The sequence below is a fragment of the Streptomyces sp. ADI96-02 genome (assembly GCF_003846185.1).
Lineage (GTDB): Bacteria > Actinomycetota > Actinomycetes > Streptomycetales > Streptomycetaceae > Streptomyces.
In genome coordinates this window covers 5743155-5755230 of the sequence record NZ_ML123034.1, presented here as the reverse complement: position 1 = coordinate 5755230, position 12076 = coordinate 5743155, and the positions used below count along the sequence as shown (strand labels likewise).

15 protein-coding genes are annotated in these 12076 nt (G+C 71.9%); 13 read left to right on the top strand and 2 right to left on the bottom strand.

Annotation, left to right across the window (positions count from 1 at the left end):
- Window positions 1–44 precede the first annotated feature (44 nt).
- The 13 genes from EES43_RS25285 (at window position 45) to EES43_RS25230 (ending at window position 10958) form a co-directional block, all read left to right on the top strand.
- Window positions 45–641 carry a GNAT family N-acetyltransferase gene (locus tag EES43_RS25285; protein ID WP_124270871.1) on the top strand — a complete coding sequence of 199 codons (597 nt, stop codon included), beginning with the start codon at window positions 45–47 and terminating at the stop codon, window positions 639–641.
- A gap of 187 nt (window positions 642–828) precedes the next feature.
- Complete coding sequence (locus EES43_RS31885) at window positions 829–912, top strand: putative leader peptide (protein WP_346774365.1); 84 nt, start codon at window positions 829–831, stop codon at window positions 910–912.
- A gap of 115 nt (window positions 913–1027) precedes the next feature.
- On the top strand, window positions 1028–2725 hold the full coding sequence (locus tag EES43_RS25280) for a nitrite/sulfite reductase (RefSeq protein ID WP_124270870.1): 1698 nt from the start codon (window positions 1028–1030) through the stop codon (window positions 2723–2725).
- A complete protein-coding gene (locus tag EES43_RS25275; RefSeq protein WP_124270869.1) occupies window positions 2722–2901 on the top strand; it encodes a hypothetical protein in 180 nt (59 codons plus the stop codon). The genes EES43_RS25280 and EES43_RS25275 overlap by 4 nt, the downstream gene beginning before the upstream one ends.
- Window positions 2898–3614 carry a phosphoadenylyl-sulfate reductase gene (locus EES43_RS25270; protein WP_124270868.1) on the top strand — a complete coding sequence of 239 codons (717 nt, stop codon included), beginning with the start codon at window positions 2898–2900 and terminating at the stop codon, window positions 3612–3614. The genes EES43_RS25275 and EES43_RS25270 overlap by 4 nt, the downstream gene beginning before the upstream one ends.
- The gene (gene cysC / locus EES43_RS25265) at window positions 3614–4183 is read left to right on the top strand and encodes an adenylyl-sulfate kinase (RefSeq protein WP_124270867.1); all 570 of its coding nucleotides are present in this window, start codon (window positions 3614–3616) and stop codon (window positions 4181–4183) included. The genes EES43_RS25270 and cysC overlap by 1 nt, the downstream gene beginning before the upstream one ends.
- Window positions 4180–5115: a sulfate adenylyltransferase subunit CysD gene (gene cysD / locus EES43_RS25260; protein WP_124270866.1), complete on the top strand. Its 936-nt coding sequence runs from the start codon at window positions 4180–4182 to the stop codon at window positions 5113–5115. The genes cysC and cysD overlap by 4 nt, the downstream gene beginning before the upstream one ends.
- Before the next feature lie 2 nt (window positions 5116–5117).
- Entirely contained in the window at window positions 5118–6461 is a 1344-nt protein-coding gene (locus EES43_RS25255) for a sulfate adenylyltransferase subunit 1 (protein ID WP_124270865.1), read from the top strand.
- A 235-nt stretch (window positions 6462–6696) separates the two neighbouring features.
- Window positions 6697–7812, top strand: a complete 1116-nt coding sequence (locus EES43_RS25250) for an aliphatic sulfonate ABC transporter substrate-binding protein (protein ID WP_124270864.1) — start codon at window positions 6697–6699, stop codon at window positions 7810–7812.
- 39 nt (window positions 7813–7851) lie between these two features.
- Window positions 7852–8643 (top strand): ABC transporter ATP-binding protein, encoded by a 792-nt coding sequence (locus tag EES43_RS25245; protein ID WP_124270863.1) that lies wholly within the window; start codon window positions 7852–7854, stop codon window positions 8641–8643.
- Entirely contained in the window at window positions 8630–9556 is a 927-nt protein-coding gene (locus EES43_RS25240; protein ID WP_124270862.1) for an ABC transporter permease, read from the top strand. The genes EES43_RS25245 and EES43_RS25240 overlap by 14 nt, the downstream gene beginning before the upstream one ends.
- Before the next feature lie 9 nt (window positions 9557–9565).
- Window positions 9566–10318: a sirohydrochlorin chelatase gene (locus tag EES43_RS25235; RefSeq protein ID WP_124270861.1), complete on the top strand. Its 753-nt coding sequence runs from the start codon at window positions 9566–9568 to the stop codon at window positions 10316–10318.
- Window positions 10319–10487: 169 nt separating this feature from the next.
- Window positions 10488–10958: a hypothetical protein gene (locus EES43_RS25230; RefSeq protein ID WP_124270860.1), complete on the top strand. Its 471-nt coding sequence runs from the start codon at window positions 10488–10490 to the stop codon at window positions 10956–10958.
- 55 nt (window positions 10959–11013) lie between these two features.
- Here the strand turns inward: EES43_RS25230 and EES43_RS25225 are convergent, their stop codons facing one another.
- Window positions 11014–11397 (bottom strand): nuclear transport factor 2 family protein, encoded by a 384-nt coding sequence (locus tag EES43_RS25225; protein WP_124270859.1) that lies wholly within the window; start codon window positions 11395–11397, stop codon window positions 11014–11016.
- Window positions 11390–11938 carry a DUF1697 domain-containing protein gene (locus EES43_RS25220; RefSeq protein WP_124270858.1) on the bottom strand — a complete coding sequence of 183 codons (549 nt, stop codon included), beginning with the start codon at window positions 11936–11938 and terminating at the stop codon, window positions 11390–11392. Before EES43_RS25220 ends, EES43_RS25225 begins: the two co-directional genes overlap by 8 nt.
- Window positions 11939–12076: the final 138 nt, after the last annotated feature.

The following is a 12076-nucleotide window of genomic DNA, read 5'->3' as shown; positions in this document are numbered from 1 at the left end:
GGCCGCTGTGCGGGCGGCGGGCGCGGCATGGTTTTCTGGCCGCCATGAGCAACCCCGTGCCGTCCGCCCCGTCCGTCTCCGAGGTGACCGTGTGGTCGCTGGAGCAGACCTCGCCCGCCGACCTGCGGCCGGCCGCCGTCCCGGAGGGCGATCTGCGGATCGTCCGGTCCGAGATTCCGCTGCCGGAGTTCAGCCGGTTCCTGTACACGGCGGTCGGCGGCGACATCCGGTGGACCGACCGGCTGGGGATGACGCATGCCCAGTGGCGGGAGTCCCTGGAGCGGCCCGGCGTGGAGACCTGGGTGGCGTACGAGAAGGGGACGCCGGCCGGGTACGTCGAGCTGGACCCGCAGGACGACGGCGTCGTGGAGATCCTGTACTTCGGGCTGATCCCGGCCTTCCGGGGCCGGGGCGTCGGCGGCCACCTCCTGTCGTACGGAGCGGCGCGCGCCTGGGACCTGGCGGACCGCTGGCCCGGACGGACGGCGACGCGGCGGGTGTGGCTGCACACCTGCTCCGACGACGGGCCGCACGCGATGGACAACTACCTGCGGCGGGGCTTCCGGCTCTTCGACACGAGGACCGAGACGGCCCCGGACGTGGCGACGCCGGGGCCGTGGCCCGGGGCGTACTCCTCCTGATCGCCTCACCGTTCCGTCGGCGGAGCCTGCTGTCCACGGGCGTTCGGTCGGCGTAGGGTCGGTTTGGACCGGAATGCCGGGGTGGTGGTGGGTGACGGCCACCACAATGTCTCGCATGATGGGACCATGTCGTCCACATAATGGATCGTGGTGGACTGCCCGGAGATGCGCGTGACACGCTTCCGTCATGTTCGGACCTGGAATTGCCTTGGTGAGTCGACGCCACGTCGACCTCGGCCGCATGTCCAGCGCCATCTGTCCGGCGGGCTGAGAGTCCCAGCGCCGCCGCACCCGCACGTACCTCTGCACCGTCCGCGCACCGCCGCGCCTCAGCGCGAGTGTGCCGTTCAGAGCCGCCCTCCCGCAGTCCCGAAGGACGTATCGTCATGGCCGCCACCCCGGAACAGCCTGCGACCACCACGCCCCGCCGCAAGGCCGGACGCCATCGTGGCGAGGGGCAGTGGGCCGCGGGCCACCACACCCCGCTCAACGGGAACGAGCAGTTCAAGAAGGACGACGACGGTCTCAACGTACGGACACGTATTGAGACGATCTACTCCCAGCGCGGTTTCGACTCCATCGACCCGAACGACCTGCGCGGACGCATGCGCTGGTGGGGCCTGTACACCCAGCGCAAGCCCGGCATCGACGGCGGCAAGACCGCCGTGCTGGAGCCGGAGGAGCTGGACGACCGCTACTTCATGCTGCGCGTCCGCATCGACGGCGGCCGGCTGACCACCCAGCAGCTGCGGGTGATCGGCGAGGTCTCCCAGGAGTTCGCGCGCGGCACCGCCGACCTCACCGACCGGCAGAACGTGCAGTACCACTGGATCCGGATCGAGGACGTGCCGGAGATCTGGCGCCGCCTGGAGGAGGTGGGCCTGTCCACCACCGAGGCGTGCGGCGACACGCCCCGCGTGATCCTCGGCTCGCCCGTCGCGGGCATCGCGGAGAACGAGATCATCGACGGCACGCCCGCCATCGAGGAGATCCAGCGCCGGTTCATCGGCAACCCCGACTTCTCCAACCTGCCCCGCAAGTTCAAGTCCGCCGTCTCCGGCTCGCCGCAGCTGGACGTGGCGCACGAGATCAACGACATCGCGTTCGTCGGCGTGGACCACCCGGAGCACGGCCCGGGCTTCGACCTCTGGGTCGGCGGCGGGCTCTCCACCAACCCCAAGCTCGGGGTGCGGCTGGGCGCCTGGGTGCCGCTGGACGACGTGGCCGACGTGTACGGCGGCGTCATCGGCATCTTCCGCGACTACGGCTACCGCCGGCTGCGCACCCGCGCCCGGCTGAAGTTCCTCGTCGCGGACTGGGGCGCGGAGAAGTTCCGCCAGGTGCTGGAGGACGACTACCTGGGCCGCAAGCTGACCGACGGCCCCGCGCCGGAGCAGCCGGCGCAGACCTGGCGCGACCACCTCGGCGTGCACCGGCAGAAGGACGGCCGTTTCTACGTCGGTTTCGCCGCCCGCGTCGGCCGGGTCGACGGCGCCACCCTCACCAAGATCGCCGACCTGGCCGACGCGCACGGCTCGGGCCGGGTGCGGACCACCGCCGAGCAGAAGATGATCGTGCTCGACGTCGCCGAGGAGCAGGTGGAGTCCCTGGTCTCCGGCCTGGAGGCGCTCGACCTGCGGGTCACCCCGTCCCCGTTCCGGCGCGGCACGATGGCCTGCACCGGCATCGAGTTCTGCAAGCTGGCGATCGTCGAGACGAAGGCGCGCGGCGCCTCGCTCATCGACGAACTGGAGCGCCGCATCCCGGACTTCGACCACCCGATCACCATCAACATCAACGGCTGCCCGAACGCCTGCGCCCGCATCCAGGTCGCCGACATCGGCCTCAAGGGCCAGCTGATGCTGGACGAGAACGGCGAGCAGGTCGAGGGCTACCAGGTACACCTGGGCGGGGCGCTCGGCCTGGAGGCCGGGTTCGGCCGCAAGGTGCGCGGGCTGAAGGTCACCTCGGCCGAACTGCCGGACTACGTCGAGCGGGTGCTCGGCCGGTTCCAGGAGGAGCGCGAGGACGGCGAGCGCTTCGCCGCCTGGGCCGCGCGCGCCGGTTCGGAGTCGCTGTCATGAGCGAGCGCGCCGCCCCGTTCCACTGCCCGTACTGCGGCGACGAGGACCTGCGGCCCAACGAGACCGGCCACGGCGCGTGGGAATGCGCCTCCTGCAACCGCGCGTTCCAGCTCAAGTTCCTGGGCCTGCTGGCCCGGGGCGTGCGGCGCGACGACGGCGAAGGAGACCGGACATGACGGACACTCTGCGGGCAGGGGACCTCACCGACCAGGAGCTTTCGGAGCTGGCCGAGCGGATGGGCCGAGAGCTGGAGGACGCCTCGCCGGCCACCATCCTCACCTGGGCCGCCGACACGTTCGGCCCGCGCTTCTGCGTCACCTCCTCGATGGAGGACGCCGTCGTGGCGCACCTGGCGTCCCGGGTGATGCCCGGCGTCGACGTGGTCTTCCTCGACACCGGCTACCACTTCCCCGAGACCATCGGCACCCGGGACGCCGTGGACGCGGTGATGGACGTCAACGTCATCACCATCACGCCGCGGCGGACCGTCGCCGAGCAGGACGCCGAGCACGGCGAGAAGCTGCACGACCGCGACCCGGACCTGTGCTGCGCGCTGCGCAAGGTCAAGCCGTTGGAGGACGGCCTGGCCGGGTACGGCGCCTGGGCGACGGGGCTGCGCCGCGACGAGTCCCCGACCCGGGCGAACACCCCGGTCGTCGGCTGGGACGCCAAGCGCCGCAAGGTCAAGGTCTCGCCCATCGCGCGCTGGACCCAGGACGACGTGGACGCCTACGTCGCCGAGCACGGCGTGCTCACCAACCCTCTGCTGATGGACGGTTACGCCTCCGTCGGCTGCGCGCCCTGCACCCGCCGGGTGCTGGAGGGCGAGGACGCGCGGGCCGGCCGCTGGGCCGGGCGGGGCAAGACCGAATGCGGGCTGCACGGCTGATGACGACTGATCAGGAGACTTCGATGAGCGTGACGGAGACGGGAGCCACGATCTGGCTCACCGGTCTGCCGAGCGCGGGCAAGACCACCGTCGCGTACGAACTGGCGGGCCGGCTGCGGACCGAGGGCCACCGGGTGGAGGTGCTCGACGGCGACGAGATCCGGGAGTTCCTCTCGGCGGGCCTCGGCTTCTCCCGTGAGGACCGGCACACCAACGTGGCCCGGATCGGCTTCGTCGCCGAACTGCTGGCCGCCAACGGCGTAAAGGTGCTGGTCCCCGTCATCGCCCCGTTCGCCGACAGCCGCGAGGCGGTCCGCAAGCGGCACGCGGCCGAGTCCACCACCTACCTGGAGGTGCACGTGGCCACGCCTGTCGAGGTGTGCTCCGTACGGGATGTGAAGGGCCTGTACGCCAAGCAGGCGGCGGGCGAGATCAGCGGTCTCACCGGCGTCGACGATCCCTACGAGGCGCCCGAATCGCCCGACCTGCGGATCGAGTCGCACCGGCAGACCGTGCGGGAGTCAGCGGCGGCGCTCCACGCGCTGCTCACCGAGAGGGGCCTGGCGTGAGCACCGTCACCACCGTGCCGGAGGGCGCCGCCCACCCGTACGCGCTCAGCCACCTCGACTCCCTGGAGTCGGAGGCGGTCCACATCTTCCGCGAGGTGGCGGGCGAGTTCGAGCGGCCGGTGATCCTGTTCTCCGGCGGCAAGGACTCCATCGTGATGCTGCACCTGGCGCTCAAGGCGTTCGCGCCCGCGCCGGTGCCCTTCACGCTGCTGCACGTGGACACCGGCCACAACTTCCCCGAGGTGCTGGAGTACCGCGACCGCACGGTGAAGAAGCACGGGCTGCGGCTGCACGTCGCCTCCGTGCAGGAGTACATCGACGCCGGGAAGCTCCGCGAGCGGCCCGACGGCACCCGCAACCCGCTCCAGACCGTCCCGCTGACGGAGGCGATCCAGCGGCACCGCTTCGACGCGGTGTTCGGCGGCGGGCGGCGCGACGAGGAGAAGGCGCGCGCCAAGGAGCGGGTGTTCTCGCTGCGCGACGAGTTCTCGCAGTGGGACCCGCGCCGCCAGCGCCCCGAGCTGTGGCAGCTCTACAACGGCCGGCACGCGCCCGGCGAGCACGTCCGGGTCTTCCCGATCTCCAACTGGACCGAGCTGGACGTCTGGCAGTACATCGCGCGCGAGGGCATCGAGCTGCCGGAGATCTACTTCGCCCACGAGCGCGAGGTGTTCGACCGCGGCGGCATGTGGCTGACGGCCGGTCACTGGGGCGGCCCCAAGGACCACGAGCCCACCGAGACCCGTCTGGTGCGCTACCGCACGGTCGGCGACATGTCCTGCACCGGGGCCGTCGACTCCGACGCCACCACGCTGGACGCCGTGATCACCGAGATCGCCGCCTCCCGGCTCACCGAGCGGGGCGCGACCCGCGCCGACGACAAGATGTCCGAGGCAGCGATGGAAGACCGCAAGCGCGAGGGGTACTTCTAGCCATGACCACGACCACCGAGCAGTTGTCGGCCACCACCCTGCTGCGGTTCGCCACGGCCGGGTCGGTCGACGACGGCAAGTCGACCCTCGTGGGACGGCTGCTGCACGACTCCAAGTCGGTCCTCACCGACCAGCTGGAGGCCGTCGAGCAGGTGTCGCTGAGCCGCGGCCAGGACGCGCCGGACCTGGCGCTGCTGACCGACGGGCTGCGGGCCGAGCGCGAGCAGGGCATCACCATCGACGTCGCGTACCGCTACTTCGCCACCCCCCGCCGCCGGTTCATCCTCGCCGACACCCCGGGCCACGTGCAGTACACGCGCAACATGGTCACCGGCGCGTCCACCGCGGAACTGGCCGTGGTGCTGGTCGACGCCCGCAACGGCGTCGTCGAGCAGACCCGCCGGCACGCGGCGGTCGCCGCGCTGCTGCGCGTCCCGCACGTGGTGCTCGCGGTGAACAAGATGGACCTCGTCGACTACGCCGAGCCCGTCTTCGCGGCCATAGCCGAGGAGTTCACCGCCTACGCCGCCTCGCTCGGGGTCCCGGAGATCACCGCGATCCCGATCTCCGCGCTGGCCGGCGACAACGTGGTGGAGCCGTCCGCGCACATGGACTGGTACGGCGGGCCGACCGTGCTGGAGCACCTGGAGACGGTGCCCGTCAGCCACGACCTCACCGCGTGCCACGCGCGCTTCCCGGTGCAGTACGTGATCCGGCCGCAGACCGCCGAACACCCCGACTACCGGGGGTACGCCGGTCAGATCGCCGCCGGGGTGTTCCGGGTCGGCGAGGCCGTCTCCGTACTGCCCTCCGGACGCACCACGACGATCACCGGCATCGACGCGCTCGGCGCGAGCGTGGACACCGCCTGGGCCCCGCAGTCGGTGACCCTGCGGCTCGCCGACGACATCGACATCTCGCGCGGCGACCTCATCGCCCCGACCGACGACTCCCCCGCCGTCACGCGGGACGTCGAGGCGACCGTCTGCCACGTGGCGGACCAGCCGCTCTCGGTCGGGCAGCGGGTGCTACTCAAGCACACCACCCGCACCGTCAAGGCGATCGTGAAGGACATCCCGTCCCGGCTCACGCTCGACGACCTCTCCCAGCACCCGGCCCCCGGGCAGCTGGTGGCCAACGACATCGGGCGGGTCGTCGTGCGGACGGCCGAACCGCTCGCGCTGGACGCGTACGCCGACTCCCGGCGCACCGGATCGTTTCTGCTGATCGATCCGGCGGACGGGACGACGCTCTCGGCGGGCATGGCGGGGGCGTCCTTCGCCGAGGCCGCCGCGGTGGCCGAGGCCGCGGCCGACACCGCCGACGACGCCGCATGGGACTTCTGATGGGTACCGACTTCTTCTCCACGTTCGCGAAGGAGGGCGGCCGGGTGGGCAGCGGCGCCCTCGGCAGCGGCCAGGGCGGGGTCGGGCGATGTGCGTGATGACGTACGCGCACCGCTCGCGCGCCCACCTGCACCACCCGCACCGCCCGCACCGCCGAAGACCTGCCGATCTCCCGGACACGCCCCCTGACTGACTGCGGGACGTGAGCACCGGGCCGACGAGAGGAAAGCCTCCCGTGCCTGCCCCCCGTACCACCGTCCGCCGCTCCCTCGCGGCCGTCGCCGCGCTGCCCCTCCTCGCTCTCGCGGCCACCGCCTGCGGCTACGGCTCCGAGGCCAAGGACGAGGGCGCCGAGAAGTCGAACACCTCCGCCGGAGGCGAGAAGCTCTCCGCGGACACCGTGAAGATCGGCTACTTCCCGAACCTCACGCACGCCACCGCCCTGGTCGGCATCCAGGAAGGCACCATCCAGAAGGAGCTGGGCGGCACCGAGGTCGAGTCGACGACCTTCAACGCCGGCCCCTCCGAGATCGAGGCGCTCAACGCCGGTTCGATCGACATCGGCTTCATCGGCCCCTCGCCCTCGATCAACGGCTACACCAAGTCCCAGGGCAAGGGCCTGCGGATCATCGGCGGTTCCGCCTCCGGCGGTGTGAAGCTCGTCGTGAACCCGAAGAAGATCAAGACCCTGGACGACCTCAAGGGCAAGCGGATAGCCACCCCGCAGCTCGGCAACACCCAGGACGTGGCGTTCCTCAACTGGATCTCCGAGAAGGGCTGGAAGGTCGACGCCCAGAGCGGCAAGGGCGACGTCTCGGTGGTCCGCTCGGACAACAAGGTGACGCCGGACGCCTACAGGTCCGGTTCGCTGGACGGCGCGTGGGTCCCGGAGCCGACCGCCTCCAAGCTGGTCTCCGAGGGCGCGAAGGTGCTGCTGGACGAGACGGACCTGTGGCCGGAGAAGAAGTTCGTGATCACGAACATCATCGTGTCGCAGAAGTTCCTCGACGCCCACCCGGACGTGGTCGAGGCGGTCCTCAAGGGCTCGGTGAACACCAACAAGTGGATCAACGAGAACCCGGAGAAGGCCAAGACCTCCGCCAACAAGGCCCTGGAGAGCCTGAGCGGCAAGCCGCTGCCCGACGAGGTCCTGGACCCGGCGTGGGAGTCCATCCAGATCACCGACGACCCGCTGGCCGGAACGCTCGACGCGCAGGCCGACCACGCGGTGAAGGCGGGGCTGCTGGAGGAGCCGAACCTCCAGGGCATCTACGACCTGCGTCCGCTGAACAAGATCCTCAAGGCCGCGGGTGAGCCCGAGGTCGACGACGCCGGTCTCGGCGTCAAGTAGCCCGCCCATCCGCACCAGGATTCCCAGGAGGTGACGACCATGGCGACCACCACCCTCACCAAGGCCGAGGACCGTACGACGGTCGAGCACGCCGCCCGTCTCGCGCACGTCTCCAAGTCCTTCGCCGGACCCACGGGGCAGCAGCTCGTCCTGGACGACATCACCCTCGATGTCGCTCCGGGTGAGTTCGTCACCCTCCTGGGGGCGTCCGGGTGCGGAAAGTCGACGCTGCTCAACTTGGTGGCCGGACTCGACCGCCCGTCCGCGGGATCCATCGAGACCCCCGGCGGGCGGCCGGCCCTGATGTTCCAGGAGCACGCCCTCTTCCCGTGGCTCACCGCGGGCAAGAACATCGAACTGGCCCTGCGGCTGCGCGGGGTCGCCAAGTCCGACCGCCGCACCGAGGCGGAGCGGCTGCTGGAACTGGTCCGCCTCGGCGGGGCGTACGGCAAGCGGGTGCACGAACTCTCGGGCGGTATGCGGCAGCGGGTGGCGATGGCCCGCGCCCTCGCCCAGGACAGCCAACTGCTGCTGATGGACGAGCCGTTCGCGGCCCTGGACGCCATCACCCGCGATGTGCTGCACGACGAGCTGACCCGGATCTGGCGGGAGACGAACGCCTCGGTCCTCTTCGTCACGCACAACGTCCGCGAGGCCGTACGGCTCGCGCAGCGCGTCGTGCTGCTGTCGTCCCGGCCCGGCAGGATCGCCCGGGAGTGGACGGTCGACATCGAGCAGCCGCGCCGCATCGAGGACAAGGCGGTGGCGGAGCTGTCCGTCGAGATCACCGAACAACTGCGTGGGGAGATCCGCCGACATGGCCAGCACTGACATCACGTCCGACCGGAAACGGCCGGACGCGCCGGGCGGACCGGGCGGCGCGAAGCCGGACGACCTGGCCGGTCTGGAGGCCGGGCTCGACGCCCTGGACGCGGTGCAGGTGCGCCGTACGCCGCTGCGCGAGGTGCTGGTCTCCAAGGTGCTGCCGCCCCTGGTCGCGGTCGTCCTGGTGCTGGTGGCCTGGGAGCTGCTGGTGCGGGCCGAGGTCACCGAGGTCTACAAGCTGCCGCCGCCGTCCGCGGTGTGGGACAGCGCCGCGGACATGTGGCTGGCGGGCACGCTGCTGGAGGTCGTGTGGACCAGCGTCTCGCGCGGCCTGCTCGGCTTCCTGCTCGCCGTCGCCATCGGCACGCCGCTGGGGCTGCTGGTCGCCCGGGTGCGGCTGGTGCGCGCGGGGATCGGCCCGATCCTGTCGGGGCTCCAGTCGCTGCCGTCGGTGGCGTGGGTCGCCCCGGCGGTGATCTGGCTCGGGCTGAACGACAAGATGATGTTCGCGGTGATCCTGCTGGGCGCGGTGCCCTCGATCGCCAACGGGCTCGTCTCCGGCGTCGACCAGGTGCCGCCGCTGTTCCTGCGGGCGGGGCGGACGCTGGGCGCCACCGGGCTGCGCGGGACGTGGCACATCGTGCTGCCGGCCGCGCTGCCCGGCTACCTGGCCGGACTCAAGCAGGGCTGGGCCTTCTCCTGGCGCTCGCTGATGGCCGCCGAGATCATCGCGTCGTCGCCCGAACTGGGACTGGGTCTGGGACAGTTGCTGGAGAACGGGCGGAGCAACTTCGACATGCCCGGGATCTTCCTCTCGATCCTGCTCATCCTGTTCGTCGGCATCGCGATCGACCTGCTGATCTTCAGCCCGCTGGAGCGGTGGGTGCTGCGCAGCCGCGGCCTCCTCGTCAAGAACTGAAGGCTCCTGATGTCCCGTCCCGTCCTCCTCGTCATCGCCCACGGCAGCCGCGATCCGCGGCACGCCGCGACCGTGCACGCCCTCACCGAGCGGGTCCGGGCCGAGCGGCCCGGCCTGCGGGTGGAGACGGGCTTCCTGGACTTCAACGCCCCTTCCGTGCCCCGGGTGCTGGAGCGCCTGGCGGCGGAGGGGGCGGGCGAGGTCGTGGCCCTGCCGCTGCTGCTCACCCGGGCCTTCCACGCCAAGACCGACATCCCCTCGGTCCTGCGCGAGGCCGGCGCCCGGCTGCCGGGGCTGCGTATCCGCCGGGCCGAGGTGCTCGGCCCGTCCCCGCTGCTGAACGCCACGTTGGAGCGGCGGCTGCGGGAGGCCGGGGCCGTCCCCGGCGACCGTCCCCGTACCGGGCTCGTCCTGGCCTCGGCGGGGTCCTCGGACCCGGAGGCGATCGCAGTGATCGCTGAAATCGCGCGGGAGCTGCGGCACACCGGTTGGTGCGCCGTGCGGCCTGCGTTCGCCTCCGCATCCCTTCCCCGTACCGAGGACGCGGTACGGGCCCTGCGCGCCGAGGGCGTGCGCCGGGTGGCGGTGGCTCCGTACGTCATCGCGCCCGGCCGGCTCCCCGACCGCATCGCCGCGGGCGCCGAGGCGGCCGGGGCCGACGTGCTGGCCGACGTGCTGGGTCCGGCGCCGGAACTGGCCCGGCTGCTGCTGGACCGCTACGACGGGGCGCGGTCGGCCGCCCGTGTTCCGCTGTCCGCCTGAGCGCGGGCACCTCGTCGAACCGGACCGGGCCGGATCGCATCGATGTGGCCGGTACTCGACGGCCGATGAGGCGCCGTTGACGGGCAGGGGGCGGCGTGTCAGCGTCTCCTCGCGCGGAAGGACCGTGCGCGGTCCCGTCGGCACGGCGGGCGACCGGGAGGGGACGATCATGACAAGACGCGGTTCCGTGAGAGCCACGGCGACGGCGCTGGTGCTGGCCGGAGCGCTCCTCGGCGTGGGAGCGGGGGCTCCGGCGCAGGCGGCCGGCGGTGCGCCCGCCGCACCGGCCGCGGCCCCGCTCCGGCTCCAGGCGGACCCGACGCCCGAGGAGCAGGAGCGGCTGAGGGAGATCGCCGGGGCGATCTGGACCCCCGAGCTGGCGGCCGGCTGGAACATGAACGCCGACGTGGCGGGGGTGCTCTCCGAGGCGACCGACCGCATCCTTCGGTGCTCCGAGGCGTTCGCCCTCGTGCCGCGCCCGGCGGGCTTCATCCCCGGCCTCGGCTATCTCGTCCAGTACTGGAAGAACCTGCGGGACTACTTCCTGGTGGTGAAGGACAACCGGAGCTACCGCGCCTGCGTGGTGTCGACGGCGGCCTACTACCGCTCCATCATCGAGATGGCCTCGGCCGGCATCTGAGCCCGGCGGCGTCCGTACGGCGGGCGGCGCGGGCCGCGGGCCATGCGGACGCCGTTCAGATCTCGGCGGACGCGTCGTCGCTGAACGGGGTCGCCTGGTGGAAGTAGAGCCGCCAGCCCGGTTCGGTCAGCCGCCACAGCGAGCTCCGGTGCGAGCGGAGTCCTTTGGCCTCGGTGTCGAAGGTGAGGTGCACCAGGTCGGAGCAGAGCTGGACGCCCCGCATCCGCGAGGCGGTGAGCGGGCCGGGGCGCGGCGCGTCGTGCGAGATCAGTGACGCGATGACGGTGTCCCGGTCCCAGAGCCGCCCGCTGGTGCCGATCTCCCGGAACTCGGGGTGCAGCAGCCCGGCGAGGAGATCGGCGGAGGCCCGTACGACGGGGTCCAGGAGGCGCAGTTCGCCCTCGATGGCCGCGGCGACGGCGGGTGTCGGCTCAGACACGGGTCATCCTCACGAGTTCGGCCACGGTGTTCCAGTTCCGGGTGGTGGCGGTGAGGCCGCCGGTGGTACGGGGCCGGGCCAGCGCCTCGGCCAGCTTGGAGCGGCCGAGCCCGTCGGGTGCGTACAGGTAGAGGCAGCGGTCGCCGAGCCGGAACTCCTCGGGCAGGAAGGCCGGCGCGTCGAGTTCCGCGAAGCGGCCGGTCTCGGGGGCCCGGTCGAAGTAGGTGACGTGGAGTTGCCTGCCCTCCAGTTCGGCGGCGGGGAAGGGGCAGGCGTCGGCGACCTCGGCCAGGTAGGCGGCGTCGCGCACCAGGCAGTCGACGAAGAAGCCGAACCGTCTCTCGATCGCCGCCGCCAGGGCGGAGGCCAGTGCGTCCTCGTCCTCGATGCCGCTGCGGAACACGGCGTTGCCGCTCTGCAGGTAGGTCGCGATGCCGGTGTGCCCCAGCTCCGCGAGCACGGTGCGCAGTTCCGGCATCGGAACCCTCTTGCGTCCGCTCACGTTGATGCCGCGCAGGAGCGCCGCGTACGTCGTCGTCATGGATCCACACCATAGGACGATCTTTCCGGGCCGCGCAGCCGCCGCGCCCCGTGGGGGAGGGCGCGGCGGCTGCGGTACACGGGGGGAGGGGGGCGCCGGGCGGCGGCGGGGGTGTGCGCCGCCGCCCGGCGGCCGGCT